Here is an 18,233-nt window from a genome sequence, read left to right as displayed (position 1 = left end):
TAGGGACACGGCTGGACAGCTGAAAACAAGTGATTTGCTTTTCAAGATATTCTTTTCTGCCTTGCATACCTCAAGATACAGAAAAGGCCACTTAAATCCCTAGGTAGAGTTGTGCAACAGCCACGCCCGTTTGAAGAGACGATAGTTTAAGTGATCGCCCAAGCTATTGGGCGATTCAACGTCTTCCTACTGTGTCTAAAAGAAAGTACCGGTTATGGATTTTACAGGAAAAGAGCATCTATACACATACTCCTATAACCACGACCGATTGCTACCATGATCCCTTCTCAAAATGGCAATAACTTAGAAACGCCAAGAGGTAAGTTCAACCGTTTTACAGGTGGCATGCTTAATAATTATGTCATAAGCGCCTGGCGTAGTTTAAAGCGACAGAAACTGGCTTCATTCATTAATCTTCTAGGATTAATCCTCAGTGTTACCAGTTGTGTGCTGATTATGGTATATGTTCAGCATGAGTTGAGTTACGATAATTACCACCTCAAGGCCGACCGCATCTTCCAATTAACGACCCAATTAACCGTGGATGGAAAAGAAAGTCATACGGCTTGGGCTCCTAACTTTATTGGCCAGCAGCTAAAGGCCGACTATCCCGAGGTCGAAGAGGTCGTTCGACTGCAAGCCAATCCCGGCAACATCTCTTTCAAGATAGCCTCTCAGCCAACCAATAAATCGCCACGCGTACTTAGTCTGGATCAGGTGTATACCGTGTATGATCCAGCCTTTTTGACCGCCTTCACCTATCCCATGTTGACCGGCGACCCGAAAACGGCCTTAGCCCGTCCCGGATCGGTCGTCATTACGGAACAGGTAGCCCGAAGGTTTTTTGGTAACGACTGGAACCAGGAGAAAGGAATACTTGGCCAACTAATCCAGTCAGGGGGGAACGCCTATCAGATCACCGGCGTACTACGAGACATCCCATCCAATACGGATATGCCTGTCCAGGTACTGATTGCGCAAAAGGCGGAGAGTTTAGAGAAGCAGGCTTGGTGTACTAGCTACGTAGTATTTAAACAGGCGGCCAGCGGTATCGACTTTTCCCCAAAACTGGCCAAGGTAGCCGAGCCCATTCAGGCTGACTTTGCCAAACGGGGTAGCCACATTGCCTTTGTCTTGGAAAACCTGAGGAATATTCACGTAGGGGAGCCTAAACTATTTGATACGCCTAAGGCCAATCGATCCTACTTAATTATCTTTTCCCTGGTAGCTGGGTTTCTGTTGCTGATTGCCTCGATCAATTACATCAATCTTTCCCTAGCTCAATCCGTCGGGCGAAGCCGGGAAGTGGGCGTTCGCAAAGCGATCGGAGCCGCTCGCTTCCAGGTCCTGATTCAATTTCTGGGCGAGTCCCTGATGTTGACTGGCCTAGCCATCGTGCTCTCGATACTACTGGTGATTCTACTGCTGCCCGTCTATAATGAAATAACGGAGATGCATTTCTCGCTTACCTCTCTGATGACTTGGCCGATGGGTGGCCTGCTGGGTGGTATTTTTGTCATCGTTGGCGTGCTGGCCGGGAGCTATCCCGCCTTTTACCTGGCTTCTTTTGAGCCTGTAACGGCCTTAAAGGGCAAACTTCGGCTGGGAGGGAAATCTGCCCGATTACAAATCAGCCAGTTGCTGGTCGTACTTCAGTTTACCATTTCGATCACTATTATCATTGGTACACTGGTCGTCTATAAACAGTTACACTATCTGCAACATAAGAATCTGGGCTTTAAAGGGGAACAGGTGCTGATATTGGATATTCCCCAGCAAGCCGTCAACAGCGGAGCTATAGCCTCACTCAAGGAAGCGCTTGCTGGCTTAGCGTATGTACGGGGTGTAGCCCTAATCGGTTCCCATTCCCTGCCTAGCCAGGAAATGAACCTATCATCATTCAATCTGGAAAAGGATGGCAAGATGCTACCATTGCCCCAACGCTCCATTAACGTAGACGAAAACTACTTGACTCTATTAGGTATTCCCCTCATCGCCGGTAGGAATTTTGTCGATGCCCGGATGAGGGGTAAGGAGACAGGTCAAGTAGTCCATGAGGTGCTAGTCAATGAGGCATTGGTGACGAAGATGGGATGGAAAGTAGAAGCAGCCATCGGCAAGGACATCAGTCAAGGGCCCCTTGGAGCCGAAACGTGGCACGGACGGGTGGTCGGGGTCGTCAAAAATTTCCATTTCCAGTCCCCCCAACAGCCGATCGAGCCGATGGTCTTGCAAAACAATGCCTGGCAAGGACCCGAAAAAGTGCTCGTAGGTTTATCCACTGAGGCACTAACGGATGGACTTAACCTAGTCGAAAACCAGTGGAAACGGATCTTGCCGGATCATGCGTTTGAGGGTACATTTCTGGATGCAACCTTTGCCCAGCAATACCGGCAGGAACAACGCCTGGTCACGATCTTCAGCTATTTTAGCCTGCTAACGATTGTTGTTGCCTGCCTGGGTTTATTCGGCTTGTCCTCTTTTTCCACCGCTCAGAGAACGAAGGAAGTAGGGGTTCGTAAAGTAATGGGTGCTCAGTCCTATAGCCTAGTTTATCTGCTATCCAGGCAATTTCTCTTGTTGGTTGGCTTGTCCATCCTCCTCGCGAGTCCATTGGCCTGGTTTACGATGAAGCGATGGTTACAGGATTTTGCCTACCATATTTCAATTGGCTCTGGTGAATTTGTGCTGGCTGGTGGTGCAGCCTTTTTAATTGCTAGCTTAACGACGAGCTACCATGCCATACGGCTGGCTCGTACGAATCCAGTACGGGCTTTGCGGTATGAATAGTGGTTTAGTCAACCCTGTCGACAAGGTTAAAGCAGATAAAGACTATTTGCCTTAATCTCGTAATACGCTCTATTCGTGCAATAGCTGTTTATGCTGCTTTAAGCAAACGACCGCCAGTCGAGCGCGGCTCTTAGACAAAACGCACCGGCGGCCCGGCGTTAAGATCAGGGCGACGGCGTCGCAGTAGCCAGTCCGGCACCACCCGTGCCTATGCCGTACTTTTCCGCTGAACTACCCAAGCTGTTTCATGAATGCCTTTTCTCCTGATGGATTCCGACTAATCAGGCACCTAGATATCAAACTTTTCCAACTTACTCTTTCGATAGACATACACTTCATACGCGTGTTTCTCGAAATTGAATACTTCTTCAAAAACAACCTTATCAGCTCCTTGGCTGAGCTTCTTGGCCTGGGCCTGTTTGTCAGGTGGTAGCTCGCTGAAGGGAATACTATGCTCGAACTCGAAGCCTTCGTCATATTCAAACTCCAGCGAAAATAATTTATTCCGCCATTGAAGCTGCGTCGTCATGCCATTGGCCAGTGGCGAGTAGTCGATGGCAATGGGTGTTTTCGATACGACCTGACCAGCCGCTTCGGTAAATAAACTCAGGCCAGAAACGACCATAGCGGCATAACCAACCCGACGAAAGACCTCTTCACTCAGTCGGGGTAACAGCCATTTCATACTATACGACGAGATCATCGCGGCTACAGCGATCACAGCTCCCAATAGGATTGCCTTTCTTATCAGCAACCCCAACGACGCGTACAACGCTAATTTGACCAGGTGAAGCAAAACCTCGTTGGCTGCCCGTGTGGCCACAATTTCTTCTTTTGTCATCCCGTAACGCAGATAGAATCGGTTGAATAGCAGTCCTACGGCTCCCGTCAGTCCTGAAACAAAACCGGCTGCCAGACCAATTAAAGCTAAATAGCCTTTGGGTAATGGATAGACTTCCTCTAATTCTTCTTTGGAACGAAAAATCAATGGAAGGTTGGCCATCAGAAATAACCCCATCAACAGTTCCAGGTACAGCGGATTGATGTAGCTCAGCAGCCGAGCCCCTAAATAAACGGCTGGTAAAGCCGGGGGAACGAACCAGACGACTACATCCCAGCGAATACGGGACCAGAAGGCGATGATGCGGGAACTGGAACTGGCGACCGTACCGATGGACAGTGCCGCTGGAACCTGGGCTCCGGGTAGGAGTGAGCCTAAAACAGGCAAGAGAAGAAGACCGGCTCCGCCCCCACAAACCGCGCTAAGGGAAAAGGCCAGTAGGGCGCAGCCGAACAAAAGCAGACCGGATAAAAACATAGCGGATCGGGTTAATACAATCAATACATCTTATAGAATGAGCACCAGCGTACCACCAATAATCAGCATTGCTCCGATAGCAGCTTTCCAGGTCAAGACTTCTCCCAGAAACAAAACTGATAGAACAATAGCAATGGCTACGCTGAGTTTGTCGACGGGTGCTACCTGCGACACCTTGCCGAGTTGTAGCGCCTTGAAATAGAAAATCCACGAGAGCCCGGTCGCTACGCCCGATAATACCAAGAACAGCCAGTTCTGGCGGCTGAGCGTGGGTAACGCATCGAGGCCACCTCGCCAGAATACAAGACCCCAGGCTACAAACAGAATAACGACGGTTCGTATAGCCGTTGCCAGATCCGTATTGACCCCTTTGATACCCACTTTAGCCAGGATGGCGGTCAGGGCGGCAAACAAGGCTGATAATAATGCATAAGTCCACCACATGAGGATAGTCGTGTTTAAGGCAAGGCAATCAGGAAGTGCCCTTAATCAGGCAGAAAATTCAATGCGTTTAAATCAGTCTTCTTTCAAAAGCCAAAATGACGAGTTATGGGTGCTTTCCCGGCGGGTAAGTGCCTTCTTTAGCCACGGATAGACCCGATACGCGACTTCGGTCGAGAGTAGGCCAATCCCTGCCCCAACCAATACGTCCGATACCCAATGTTTATCATTGGTCACTCGAAAGATGCCGGTCGAAGTGGCCATGGCGTAGCCACCAATGGGAATCCAGGGGCTGACTCCGCCAAATTCCCGATCCAATAAACGCGCTCCGGTAAAGGCATTAGCCGTATGTCCCGATGGAAAAGAAAGGTAATTGGACCCATCGGGCCGAAGCTCATGGGTCGTATGTTTCAGTCCCAGCACGACACCCGTACTGATCCCGTAGGCGAGCAGACTAGGTAATGCCCGGTCGAGGGGTTTCGACCGACCTTTCACGCCCGCCAGACTCAATCCCGCCCAAGCGATTACTGGTCCGTATTGCAAGTAATCGTCAGCCTGGGTGCGAAAATGAATGTTATCCTGTACCTCTCTCCGAATGTAAAAACGGTCGAAGTGACTGTTTGGATAGTCTGGCGACAAAGCTAATCCAACGGAAATCAGCGCAGCGGGCGCAACCCATCGGAAGGTAGCAGGACGGGTAGGTATGTCGTCCCTCGATACCCGCTGGGCAACTGTATTCAACGGTTGCCCAAGGGCTGTGAGTAGTGGAAAAAGAAAAAGCCAGCTGCCCAGCAGCCAGGAACCGAATTGCCAGTTTTGTTTCATCAGTTGACTATTTATAGTCTCTTGTGTAGACCCGGTACGTATGCAGATTCCTCAGGGTAAATTGGATACGGTGACTTTTTGCAAGCGGGCGGGTAGTGTAAAGGAATGAAGTAAACCTAAAGAGAATCTGTAGTTAGTCAAGGGAATTGGAAAGGCTAACACAATCGCTCCCAACTTCAAAAAGTATTCAGCATTGGGTTCGTACTTTGGCGAACTAAGCTAATGGCATGAACATGATTTTTCATTTAACCAGCCAGTAGAGCTGTTCATTCTCTTATAAAAGGCATTCGCCACATTTCTTTTCTATTTATCAATCAATACAGGCAATCTTGCCCTATCAGGCAGCAGTCCAATTTTTCAGATTCGGTTATGTGGCTAAGAACTACCGTTTATTTATTTTTCCTAACGACAATCATTACGTACGCTCAAACGCCGGGTAGTACAATCAATCCGACAGTCCCGGTTCAATCGGGCCAACCGGTTTCCCCTTCTGGAGGGGAAAATCCAGCTAAAGGCAATGCGAAAATTTCGGGTTATGCTATTGATTCGACCATGACCAAAGCGGTCGAATTTGCCAATGTAGCTTTATATGAAACCACAAGTGGGAAATTAGTGGATGGAACGGTGGCTGATGAAAAGGGGAGATTCTTGCTCACTCGTATTGCGCCGGGCTCTTATCGGCTACTCATTTCGTTTCTGGGTTATAACGCCAAGAGCGTTGACAATATCGTTTTGACGAAGGGGCAGGCTAAAGACATTGGGGTCGTTCGACTAACGGCTAGTACCCGCACCTTGAATGAAGTAACCGTCGCTGGCAAGAAAGCCTTGGTGGAAGACAAAGTCGATCGGCTGGTCTATAATGCCGATAGCGATCTGGCAGCGAAAGGGGGGGGACGCCACCGATATTCTTAAAAAAGTACCCATGCTCTCTGTTGACCTACTGGGGAACGTAACGCTACAGGGCAGTTCCAGTGTCCGGGTCTTGATTAATAACAAGCCGTCGTCTATCCTGGCCGGTAATCTGGCCGATGCCTTACGGCAAATACCCGCCGATCTCATCAAAACGGTCGAAGTTATTACCTCGCCCTCGGCTAAATACGATTCGGAAGGTAGTGGTGGTATTATCAACATTATTACCAAGAAGAATACACTCCAGGGCCTGCATCTCGATGTTGATAGCGGCCTGGGCAATCGGAATGCAACCCTGGGGTTAAATGGTAGTTTCCGAAAAGGTAAATTAGGACTTAACCTCAATGGGAATGGCCGTCTAATTTATAATCCGTCGGCATCGGATTTAAATCAAACAACCTACTTGGCATCAGGAGCCACGCCGGTTCGTACAAATCAGCATATTGATGCCTTCGACAAAGGAGTATTTGCCCAATATGCGCTGGGGCTGGATTATGATCTGGCGAAAAACCAATCGCTAACGGCTGGCGTACGGCTGGGTATTCGGAACTTAAACCAGGATCAACACCAGTCGACAACGATCCTATCCAATGAACCCATGGCTCTTCCCTCAAAACGGGATGTGTATAGCCAAAACTTATCCAATTCAATTGATGTCAACGTCGACTACTTGCATACGTACGCAGGTACCGGTGATGGATCTAAGAAGGAGTTTAGCCTGTCAACTCAATATAGCCAGAATAAGCTGACCAACAATTTCGACGCTAACCAACTGGATACCCTTGGTTTGATCAACACCCGGCAGCGAAACCTGAATGATGCGACGAACAAGGAGTTTATTCTCCAGGCAGATTATCAGGTACCTGTCAGTCAGCGCTTTCAGTTAGAGTTCGGTGGAAAAAATACCCTTCGTCAGGTAACGAGTCTCTACCAATATCTGCTGGCTAGTCCTACTTCTACCTTCGCCACCGATGACAGCCGTCCGTCTGGCTCGCTTACGTATGATCAGAACATTGCGGCTGCTTATGTATCAACCACGTTTACGACACGCAGTAAACTAGCCATTATGACGGGCTTACGGTATGAGTATACCAGCATTCAGGCCCGGACCGGAGGGTCCCAGACTGGAGGGTCCCAGACCGGAGGGTCGTCTGCTGGTGGGCAGGGTTCGATCTCAATTCCCGATTACGGACGATTATTACCCAGCATCAATCTGTCCAAGAAAATCGGGGAAGGCACCACCGTAAAACTGGCTTATACCCGACGCATTCGACGCCCGTTTATCGACGACTTGAATCCCAACTTCAATACAGTCAATCCCCTCAATATTCGGATCGGCAATCCGTATTTGAAACCCGAAACCGTTGATCGAATTGAAGCAGGCTATAGTACGCAAGTGAAGAAAACGTATTTAAATTTTACGCTCTACACCCGACTCAACACAGACGATATTCAATCGATCAGTCAACGCTCGGATACGTTGGTGGGAGCTGTCGTGACGCGGGTTACCAACCTGGGTAAAGAATATAACTACGGATCTAATTTATTTGCTACGGTCAATATTACACCCCGGTGGAGTGTCAATGGCAACATAGATGTGATGTACCGCTTTATTCAGGGCTTAACGCTGGACATCAATGGTCTGTCGACTCTGATCAGCAATCAGGGTTTCCGGTGGGGCAGCCGCATGGATACGCAATTGCAACTCGATAAAGGCTGGGCTGTTCAGGCAAATATCGGGTATCGGGGCAAAGACATTAATTTGAAAGGCTACCGAATTGGTTTTGCTCAGTATTCGCTGGGTGCGCGAAAAGATTTTAGCAATAAGCGAGGCAGTCTAGGGATTGCGGCTGAAAATTTTCTAACCCGAGGCATGGGCTTTACATCGGTACTGAATTCGGCTCAGTTTGATCAGGATTTCCGGCAGTACATCTATAACGCCAGTGTTCGGGCAACGTTCAGTTACAAGCTAGGTAGTCTGAATGGGGCAAAGGTGAAGAAAAATAAGTCTCTGGGTGACGAAAATTGATTGCATACTTTGAAAGAGGCAATCAATTTCCATTAACTCTAAACTAGTTAATTCATACGCATGGGTTACTGTAACCCTAACCCGTTTGGCACTGGGTTAAGTTTGATTCATAACAACGGCTGTTCAACATACAGCAGCGAAGTCTTGACCTCAATCGGAACGCAGAAGCAGAGTCCAACTACCTTTTTTAGATTATGCCTAACAGTCTCACAAAAACGCTCCTATCTAAGAAGAAGGAACGTTCATGTATCTGCGCTGAAAAATGGGCGTTTCACGAGAAAGTAAATCAGTCAGAATGTGGTGAAAAAGTATCAAGTAAAATGCGAATCTTTAGCCCATCAGCAGCGAAGGGCGTGGCAGTGGTTCATAAAAGACAACACAGACGCTCACCAGTAAAATAAGACGTATCAACCAACTTGTAGGACTGCTTCTGACTTCCTTAGTTTGTCCACTCATCGACTACCTTAGCGGTACGATGCCAATTCAGCATGGATCACGAAACAAACCGCCTTACCCGATTAGTTACACTGCTGACCCTCTTACAAACCAAACGGCTTCTGTCAGCGACTGAATTAGCCCAGCGCTTTTCGGTCAGTACCCGAACGATTTACCGCGACATCCGAACCCTTGAACAAGCGGGGGTACCCGTCGTGACCCAGGAGGGTAAAGGGTATACGCTCGTGGAAGGCTATCGGTTACCCCCTATTATGTTTACCCGTCAGGAGGCTATGGCCCTACTCACGGCCGAAAAGCTAGCTATTGGCCTTACTGATACCGATACGGCGCAACTCACCAACTCAGCAATGGACAAGATACGCGCGGCCCTACGACGCACCGACCGCGATCACCTGGAAACGTTCGCTCCCCAAATTCAGGTCCTAGGAACGGGTGAATCCCAAAGCCGCCAAAATGCTTACCAGCAGGTAGTCACCGCCATCACTGGGCAGCGAGTCGTCCGGCTCAGCTACCGGGCAGCCGTTTCCGCGGAGCTCACCACACGGGATGTGGAGCCCATCGGTTTATACCTAAGCCAGCAATGGCACTTGGTAGGCTTTTGCCGCGTGCGGCAAGCATTCCGTAATTTTAGGCTCGATCGCATCCAGGAATTGGCCATCCAGGCCGAAGCCTTTCCGGCCCGGTCGGAGACCCTGGCCCAATACTGGGCCCAGGAGGCTACCCGGCGAGGTAGAGATAAAGTCGTTATTCACTTTCAACCGACAGCTGTGCTCGCCGAACCGGCTCAGCGTCTGCACGATACAAAACACCAGTATGGCTGGGCCTACGAGCAGCTACTACCGGATGGCCAGCTGGAGATGACTTTTTTTATTGGATCAATGCCTTACATAGCGGCTTGGTTGCTACCATATGCAGGCGCCGTTACCGTGCTCGAACCTGCCGAGTTACTCCAGGAGCTGGGCGAACTGGCTAGGCGGGTGTATCAATTTTTTACACCCGCTACTCCGGGTATGACATAAGGCTGTCAGTGGAGGTCATGACCTTTGTCCAGTTCAATGAGCAATCGCCTTGTTGAACTAACCGCAAACAAATAGGACAATGGAAAAACGAACAATCGATCCCTGGAAATGGGGTGAGTACACCAATTCGGCGCAAGCCGTGGAGGTCAAGCAGGTCGAAGGAACACTTTACTGCTCGGGGCAGGTAGCCATGGACGCCAATGGGCAGCTCAGCCAGGCCGATATGAGAACTCAGTTCCTGCAGACCATTCAGAATGTGGAACAACTTATCAGCGAGGCAGGCTACGAATGCACAAATATTGTCCGCCTGAATGTGTTTACCACCTCAACGGCCGAGTTTTTTACCACCTGTGTGGATCTCTACCAGGGATTTACCGCCCGGCATGGCCTTAAGCAGGCCACTACGCTGGTTGAGGTGAGAGGACTTTACCAGTCGGCATCGATTGAAGTAGAAGTGACCGTCGTTAAGTAATTCGCCAGCGCGTAAAACGAAGGGCCGGACTAATCCGGCTCTTTGTCGTTGTCACCTTTTCCGAAGAAACGTTCTGAGCGAATTAGACCAGCTCAAATGAATTTTTTCTGGGTATGGACGAATATCTCCGGCAGCATTTGAGCGAGGAGGATTATGCGTTTCACCGGTCCGCCGGTGCGGGTGAATGTGGTAAACCTTTAGCTGACGAAGAACCAATTCAGTAAACCTCAAACACCTTATTCATTTTGAGAGCGGCAAATTTGCTCGAACTTACTTGTCTGAACTAATTCTTTTGTTGCTTAGCGTGTAAATCCGCCCCATTGGAAGAAGAACCCCCTATACAGGCAACAAACAGATAAAATGGGTGTCCATTGTGAATTAGTCAGGTCTTTTCTGTTGCTCAACCAGTACTAGCAAGAGCGTAAGGCTCTAAAAGGCTATCTTTAGTCAAGCTCAATCCCAAATCAGCTGTGTTTCACTACTCGGAATTTGCTATTCAGGACCAATCGGCCTTCTTCATTAAGAAGTTGTGGACGTTGGATAATAGCACAAATCTGAATCCTGTTTTACAAAAATCAATACTGCCAAATGGCTGCTTCAACCTAGCTATTATCAAGGGACATGGTATTTCTGTGCGGCATCAGAACGCAGCTATTCATCTAACAAAAGGAGTTTACTACTGCGGACAAATGACCAAGGCAATTCAAGTAGATATAATGCCGGGGACCAAGGCTACGATGATTCAGCTATTTCCCTGGACACCGGTTCACTTCCTTTTGCCAGCAGTCTTGTCGGCATTTACCGATTCAATCATCCCTATCCATGAACTGCCGTCGAACCTGCCAATAAAATGGGACTACTTACTGGGTCTTCATAGGGAGTCCCAGATTCATCGCTATGTAGCTACTCATCTAGGTAGATCGATTAGGCAAAATGCCGATAGTCAGTTGATTACTAATGCCTGTCGACTAATGCTGGAACATAGCGGTAATATAGCTATAGTAGCCCTATCGACCGAGTTACACTGCTCGACACGCCATCTCCAGAAGTTGTTTAAAGCCTACATTGGTCTTAGCCCTAAAGATTTAGCCGTTATTATTAAACTGAGAGAATCAGTAGACGATATCGTCTATCCGCATGAAATTCACCACGCCAAGCTGACTGACCTAGCGCTAAGCAATCACTTTTACGACCAAGCTCATTTTATTAATACGTTCCGCTCGATCGCCGGGATCACACCCCGACAGTTTAACGCATTGAACTACCTTCTCTCCTTGAAGAAATAGGCCTATTCGCATTTATCCAATTTTCCCGAAACTGCTCAAAATACCTTTGCTATTGCAACTATTGACCAATCCAATAGCAATGACGTATCTATCTTTTAAACGAGGTCATCTGGCTCGCTACCAACTCGTTGCCAGACTAACAGCAGGTAGCCTGCTGGTGCTGAAGTCTGCGTGGCTCTGGTCTCAACCGATTACCCCACTTGACAACAAAGCTAGCTTAGGACAGTGGGGAATTGAAACGCAGTATATCAGTAAGACCATCCTGCCAGGAGACGACTTTTACCACTACGTTAATGAGGGATGGTTAAAATCGACACCACTGCCTGCCGGCTCTTCAGTGTTCGGCTCATTTAACTATGCCGCTCAGAAAAATCAGGAACGCATTGCCAGCCTAATTCATGATGCAGCCCATTCAAATGCCATCGGGCCAATGCAGTTAATTGACCAACTTTACGCAGGATACCTGGATACTACCCATATTGATCAGCTTGGTATCGAGCCCATCAAGCAGGACTTAATGCATATCCTTGCGTTGACAGACTACCAGCATGTAGCCCAATGGATGGCTAAGCCAGGAGCTACCTCAATTGTTACCATTCATGCAGGACCTGATCCAGGTAATCGAAGTCGGTTTCTAGTCTGGCTCAGCGAGAGCGGCTTGGGTCTACCGAGTCCAGATTGGTACCAGAAAACAGAATCGCCTTTTCTCGACGCTCGAAAAGCCTATCTGGTTTATATCACCAAGGTACTTGACTTGGCTGGCATCAATGAGGCTAGCCAGCGGGCTACTGACATCCTGGCCCTTGAAACGAAGCTTGCCGCCTTGCAATGGACGCCCGTCCAACTGCGGGAGAGCAAAAACGCACGTGTGATGTCTACCGCACAGCTAGTTGATTATGCGCCAGGGTTTCCTTGGACAACCTTTCTGGCAGCCAGAAACGTAGCCACGCCAAACGAAATCTTTTTACAAACAGACACGCCCTTAAAAGCAAAGGCCGAGTTGTTTAGCCGTACACCCGTCAGCGTTTGGTCGTCCTACCTGGCTTTTCACTGGATTGCTAGCTACTCCTTTCTGCTGCCGGAAGCGTTTCGGAAAAGTTATTACAACTTTTATTCGACAACGCTTAATGGGATTAAGACCATTTCCCCACGGGAAAAACGGGCGGTCAATTACACGAATAGTCGCCTGAGCAACCTGATTGGTAAGCTCTATGTGGAACGCTATTTCCCGGCCTCTTATCTGACCAAGATACAGGATATGGTAAGCTATGTCAGGCGGGCATTCTCCGAACGATTGGCAACCTTGGACTGGCTGGACGAGCCGACCCGAAAAGAGGCCCTGACTAAACTTAATGCGGTCACCGTACGAATCGGCTATCCCCAACAGTGGCGTGATTATTCATCCCTACGTCTTGACGCCAAGAACCCTGTCCAGAATGAGCAACGTGTCTTACAAGCAGACTGGGAGTATGAACGCTCACTGCTCACGCGAGCGTTCACCAGCAACGATTGGTACCAAGCACCCCAAACGGTCGATGCAACCAGTAGTAAGTTGTATAATTCCATTGAATTTCCCGCCGGTCTGCTTCAGCCGCCTTTTTTCGATCCATTTGCGGACCCTGCCGTCAATTTTGGCGCTATAGGGGCCATTATTGGGCACGAATTAGGGCATTGCTTTGATGACCAAGGCTCGCAATTTGATGCTTACGGGGTCAAACGAGACTGGTGGACAACGCAGACCCGCAACGCATTTGACGAACGGAGTGCTAGGTTAGTGACGCAATACGATTCATATTCGCCCATCGATAGCCTACATGTAAATGGTAAACAGACGATCGGTGAAAACATAGGTGATTTGACGGGAGTTGTCGTAGCGCACCAAGCCTACAAGCTTTATCTGGACGATCACCCCGGCAGCTCACCCGTTCTAGACGGTTTTACGGGCGATCAGCGTTATTTTCTTTCGTGGGCACAAGTCTGGCGGTGTCTTTACACGCCGGCCTCACTTCGGAACGCCATCGCTCAAGGGTATCATTCACCAGCCCAATATCGGGTCAACGGAGTGGTCAGTAACATTGATTCTTGGTATGCAGCGTTCGGAGTGCTTCCACAACAAAAACTGTATCTACCGCCAACCAAACGGGTTCGCATTTGGTAAGCAATCGATTCATAATACATTACGAAAATCGTTTCTAAACGTAATAATCTCCTCGATCGCTGAATAGAAGAGCTCTCGTTTGATAACCTATTTGTTGGGTAGTCACAATCCGACGGATTGTGACTACCCAACTATCCCAAAACGACCGATCTACCCGTTTCCCAACGATGAAAAATAGTGTCTGCTTTAGTGGCTTGCTGGTCGCCCTGTTTCTAGGCTGTGTGCGCTGTGACGCGGCAGGATTACCTCCTCAGTATACCCCTAAACCCGCTAGACAGCCCACTTATTTTGTCATCAAAAATGTGAATGTCATTCAGATGACCTCGACCAATCGAGTCATCGAGCAAGCGACAGTTGTCATTGAAAACGGCCATATCGAAGTCATTGCATGGGACCATTACGAAAAACGCTCAGGTCATCGATGGAACGGGCAAATGGTTGATATCCGGACTCATTGATGTACATGTGCATCCGCCGACTGGTTTCTCGCTGCATCCGGGAGTGCCCACCCAGCCCCCTAGCGTCACCTTCAATACGCAGGACTTGATGACGCCTTTTATTACGAATGGCGTGACGACAATCGTTAACCTGAACGCTAACGTCGAAGCTTTTTGTCAACGAAAGGAAGTGCAGAAAGGGTATGTGATTGGCCCCCGTATGGCCATGGCTGCGCTAATTAATGGGGGTGTAGGGCCTGGCCGAAGGGCCAATACTGCGGAAGAGGGTCGTCAAGCGGTTCAAGATGCCAAAAACGAAGGCTACGAATTGATCAAACTCTACTCTCAATGGAGCGCTGAAACGTTTGTTGCTATCGTCGACGAAGCGGCCAAAGTGGGCCTAAAGACGGTCGGCCATAATCCCAATGCCTTTCAGGGAAAACTCAAGCAAGCCTTCGTTCCCCATTTTGACCTGGTAGCCCACGCCGAAGAATTCGCCAAGCATGCTAGGGATTTCAGTGAGCAGGAAGCGCAACGATTTGCTGGACTGGCTAAACAAAACGGCACCTGGTTGTCACCTACCCTGATTGCCGTCGTGCGGATTGCCGAGCAGGTCCGTTCCCTGGACAGTCTAAAACAGCTCTCCACCCTCCAGTACGTGCATCCGCTGCTACAAAGCAAATGGCTAACGGCCAATAGCTATAACCGGAATTCTAGCCCGGAACGAATCGCTTATTTCAAGAAGCTGGTCCGGTTCCATGTTCAATTAGTGCGGGCCTTCAAAGCACTGGGTGTACCGATAGTAGCTGGCACCGATGCTGGCGTTTCCGGGGTAGTCTGGGGGTTTTCACTGCATGACGAACTGGCCCTGTTAGCCCAGGCCGGGTTAACTCCTGAGGAAGTACTGGCTTCAGCTACACGATTACCGGCTACCTGATTAGGCATGGCTGGCGAAGTAGGCACGGTTGAAGTAGGCAAGTTAGCGGACCTGGTGTTATTGGATGCGAATCCGCTGGCAGACGTGAACAACACGCGCCAGATTGCTGGGGTGTTTGTCAATGGTCGGTGGTTGGCTAAAGCTCAACTTCGGCAGATGCTACCAGCGCAGTCTAAACGGAATGCAGCAGAGAAAGGACTGTTTAATTGACAGCAGTTGATAGGCCATTGAGAAACGATTGATTGCTGACGTTTGTAGTAGCCGCCAAGCTCTCTTGAGCCAGCCAGGTTTTATGCTCAAACCGGGCTTATCATCCATTTCTGCGTAATCTCAACAAATGCTGACTTTAATAGTTGTCCAACGCTATCCGTAGCATACGCCTGGCAACGCTTACCTACCAAATGGTGTTATTCAACTACCAAATGGACGCGTTGGCATACATTCCTTTACATGAAGCAGCCTAACCCGTTACCTTTATGAAGCTTATCATCGAATAGGCTCTGGCTAACCATGACGTATAATTTCCTTTTAAACTGTGTTCTATGAGTCGCCAACCGGGGCGCTTTCGTCTAAATGGGCAGCAAGGCAACCACCTCAACTAAAACGAGGGATGATTTAACCTTGACTAGGCCATGTTTGACTGCCTGAGAATCGACTTCCCATCAGTGTTCACCGTGCGTAGTACCAGTCGACACTACACCACATGACCATGTTGTGAGCCGGCACTGAATATGACAAATAAATTAGTTCGTAGTCTTATAATTAGAAACGGGGAAGCTATGCACCTATTCAGGTGAAATCTGCACCTGCTTGTGACAGCCTTCCGCTAAACTTGCACCAGCATTATGCTCCTAAAATAACGCCTGCCGGAGATGAAACAGCGATCATACAGTTGCTGCTCAAGCAGAGCGTTCAGTTGGACGGCTTATTTATAACTGTCAACTACAATCCCTAGCCTACGACCCCTATGAACCAATTCCTGTTAACCGCGCTCACCACGCTGGTGGCCACCACCGCTTTCGGGCAAAACAGCGTCAGCATTACCCAAAACGGCACAGCGACCAACTCGGCATCCGTCACCCAGTCGGGTGAGGGCAACAGTGTTAGCATCAGCCAGCGTGGCGATGCAACGACGGATGGCCCTAAGCCCGGCAACTGGGTGAGTCTGCGGGTGCCCAAAGGCACCCAAACCACGATCAGCCAGCACAACCGTGGCGACGGACCGTTTGGCCCGAACTCGGTTGAGATTTCCCAGGAAGGGCAGGCGACGGCGACCATCACCCAATCATCCCAAACGGGTCAGAACGCCATCCACACGCTCCCCGTCCTCCCCGACCATCGAGGGAAAACACAGCCGTCGAAAAAACGGAATCGGCAGTAACGCACTACTAATAACCACGTAATTCGATGAACTAATCTATTGAAACATGTACTCCTTACCCAGCAATAAGACAGCCTCGATACCGCCTTTTAGCGGCTAGCCTAACGACCCATGCCGATCAGTCACCTGACGGCAGCACCGGAAACAACGCCGGTCTGAGACGGAGCAGCGGTAATCCGGTTGCTTCTGGCTAGGGGCGTTTAGTGGAGCAGCCTGTCTTACTCGCTGTCGACTCAAGCACATGAGTAACTCACCCAAGCCGCGGGCTGTCAATTCGACGACGCCCAAAGGGAATCGATTGGTTCCCGAACGAGGATTCGTAGGCCCGACCCACCCCGTGTGGTTCAGGCCGATTTAGCCGAATCTACCCACCGCTGCTCACCAGGCAACGCTGGGTAACGCACCGACAACAAAGTGACAACGCTCGCTGGCCAGGAGCTGATCACCCGACGGAAACGCTCTTACGATACAGAAAGGCGCATCGAACGCCAAAAGACCTTACGGTTCAACTCATCTTTTTTAGTTTTTACTACCCCAAATCATGAAAAAAGTATTTCTCTCGATTGCTGCTGTGTGTGCCATCACTACTGCTTTTGCTCAAAACCAAGCTACGCTCAATCAATCTGGAAATAGCCAACAGGCTATCATAAAACAAGCTGGCCAGAACCAGGCCTTAGTAACACAAAACAACGGTTCGTCTGGAACGGGTAGTAATAGCCTGACCTCTAGCCAGGCAGGATTCGGCAATTACCTGCAGTCTACGCAGTCCGGAACAACAAACTCGGCCAGCTTTACGCAGAAATTACAGGGAAGTTCGTACGCGTACTCGACGCAAACGGGAACCTCAAACAAGATCACCTCTGAGCAGGCGAGCTACAGCGGGTCGGCGGCTACGGCTACCTTCACCCAAAGCGGTACGAGCAACGAGGCAACACTCAGTCAGGCCGACAACGTTAGCGGCCAGGGAGGCACGTATGCTACCTTTACGCAAACCGGTGACAAAAACGTAGCCTCCATTAAGCAGGGTGATGCGATTACTGGCGATGGGAACACGGCTACCATTACGCAGAAAGGCAATCTGAATACAGCTAAGCTTGAGCAGACAGGCGTTCTGAATATGGCTGATCTGTCTCAAGTTGGCAACAACAACGTAATTAAAGGGTTGGGTGGCGACGTGGCTATTCAGAACGGTCTATCTAACAGCCTCACGATTAGCCAGAACAGTAATTTTAATACGGCTTCGGTAGGTCAGAGTGGCACCGGAAACATGGGTACTATCCAGCAGGGCAACTAACAATTAGTTGGCCTGGGCGAATCAAGCTTACAGTGGTACTAACGAGCCGTCCTCATAGCAGGGCGGCTTTTTGCTGTTCTAGTCAAAAGGTAGCGTATTTCAGTAGTCAACCCTACCCTCCACTATCAGATTATACGCTTTACAAGACTTGATCCGACATTACGAGGCTTGATCCGCCATTACGACTTGCCATAAAAGCCACTCGTTGAGCAAGTTCAAGAGCAAGAGCAGAATTCTAACTTCAACCGATTTTTGGTTGAACGAACGGATGATTTTAGAAACGGATACGAGGATAGTAATCGGTAGACTACAAGCTAAAGTTTAGCGTTTCAAATAATAATCGTTTCATAAAAGGCTGATAAAATGCCACTTATATACGACCAAAGCTTTCCAAGTAGCTAGCTAATACTTTCCTCTTTTGACAACCTAAAGACGGGTATATTTTCCCCGATGGTCATCCCTAACGTAATACGAACGATGC

At 49.2% G+C, this 18,233-nt stretch carries 12 protein-coding genes and 1 pseudogene; 10 read left to right on the top strand and 3 right to left on the bottom strand.

The annotated features are described in order from the left end of the window. The first annotated feature begins 276 nt into the window (after positions 1 to 276). Entirely contained in the window at positions 277 to 2,790 is a 2,514-nt protein-coding gene (locus ACYU87_RS26975; protein WP_461137117.1) for an ABC transporter permease, read from the top strand. 289 nt (positions 2,791 to 3,079) lie between these two features. Here ACYU87_RS26975 and ACYU87_RS26970 read toward each other — a convergent pair whose 3' ends face one another. The 3 genes from ACYU87_RS26970 to ACYU87_RS26960 all read right to left on the bottom strand — a co-directional run bounded on the left by ACYU87_RS26970 (position 3,080) and on the right by ACYU87_RS26960 (position 5,374). Then, positions 3,080 to 4,108: a sulfite exporter TauE/SafE family protein gene (locus ACYU87_RS26970; RefSeq protein ID WP_461137116.1), complete on the bottom strand. Its 1,029-nt coding sequence runs from the start codon at positions 4,106 to 4,108 to the stop codon at positions 3,080 to 3,082. A gap of 30 nt (positions 4,109 to 4,138) precedes the next feature. Continuing rightward, on the bottom strand, positions 4,139 to 4,552 hold the full coding sequence (locus ACYU87_RS26965) for an EamA family transporter (protein ID WP_461137115.1): 414 nt from the start codon (positions 4,550 to 4,552) through the stop codon (positions 4,139 to 4,141). 72 nt (positions 4,553 to 4,624) lie between these two features. Further along, positions 4,625 to 5,374 (bottom strand): phosphatase PAP2 family protein, encoded by a 750-nt coding sequence (locus ACYU87_RS26960; RefSeq protein ID WP_461137114.1) that lies wholly within the window; start codon positions 5,372 to 5,374, stop codon positions 4,625 to 4,627. Positions 5,375 to 5,743: 369 nt separating this feature from the next. On the opposite strand from ACYU87_RS26960, the gene ACYU87_RS26955 reads away from it, so the two are divergent. The 9 genes and pseudogenes from ACYU87_RS26955 (at position 5,744) to ACYU87_RS26915 (ending at position 17,752) form a co-directional block, all read left to right on the top strand. Next, positions 5,744 to 6,286 carry a carboxypeptidase regulatory-like domain-containing protein gene (locus ACYU87_RS26955; RefSeq protein ID WP_461137113.1) on the top strand — a complete coding sequence of 181 codons (543 nt, stop codon included), beginning with the start codon at positions 5,744 to 5,746 and terminating at the stop codon, positions 6,284 to 6,286. 10 nt (positions 6,287 to 6,296) lie between these two features. Then, entirely contained in the window at positions 6,297 to 8,312 is a 2,016-nt protein-coding gene (locus tag ACYU87_RS26950) for a TonB-dependent receptor domain-containing protein (protein WP_461137112.1), read from the top strand. A 488-nt stretch (positions 8,313 to 8,800) separates the two neighbouring features. Continuing rightward, positions 8,801 to 9,787 (top strand): helix-turn-helix transcriptional regulator, encoded by a 987-nt coding sequence (locus ACYU87_RS26945; RefSeq protein WP_461137111.1) that lies wholly within the window; start codon positions 8,801 to 8,803, stop codon positions 9,785 to 9,787. A 79-nt stretch (positions 9,788 to 9,866) separates the two neighbouring features. Further along, on the top strand, positions 9,867 to 10,259 hold the full coding sequence (locus ACYU87_RS26940; RefSeq protein WP_461137110.1) for a RidA family protein: 393 nt from the start codon (positions 9,867 to 9,869) through the stop codon (positions 10,257 to 10,259). A gap of 470 nt (positions 10,260 to 10,729) precedes the next feature. Further along, on the top strand, positions 10,730 to 11,545 hold the full coding sequence (locus tag ACYU87_RS26935) for a helix-turn-helix domain-containing protein (RefSeq protein ID WP_461137109.1): 816 nt from the start codon (positions 10,730 to 10,732) through the stop codon (positions 11,543 to 11,545). A gap of 79 nt (positions 11,546 to 11,624) precedes the next feature. Then, a complete protein-coding gene (locus ACYU87_RS26930; RefSeq protein WP_461137108.1) occupies positions 11,625 to 13,703 on the top strand; it encodes a M13 family metallopeptidase in 2,079 nt (692 codons plus the stop codon). A 354-nt stretch (positions 13,704 to 14,057) separates the two neighbouring features. Next, positions 14,058 to 15,287 (top strand): annotated as a pseudogene (locus tag ACYU87_RS26925) (amidohydrolase family protein). A gap of 757 nt (positions 15,288 to 16,044) precedes the next feature. Further along, the gene (locus ACYU87_RS26920; protein ID WP_461137107.1) at positions 16,045 to 16,458 is read left to right on the top strand and encodes a curlin repeat-containing protein; all 414 of its coding nucleotides are present in this window, start codon (positions 16,045 to 16,047) and stop codon (positions 16,456 to 16,458) included. 541 nt (positions 16,459 to 16,999) lie between these two features. Further along, complete coding sequence (locus tag ACYU87_RS26915) at positions 17,000 to 17,752, top strand: hypothetical protein (RefSeq protein WP_461137106.1); 753 nt, start codon at positions 17,000 to 17,002, stop codon at positions 17,750 to 17,752. Positions 17,753 to 18,233 lie beyond the last annotated feature (481 nt).

This window comes from Spirosoma lituiforme (assembly GCF_054776635.1).
The sequence above is the reverse complement of the archived record's forward strand: the minus strand, read 5'-3'. Positions and strand labels throughout refer to the sequence as shown.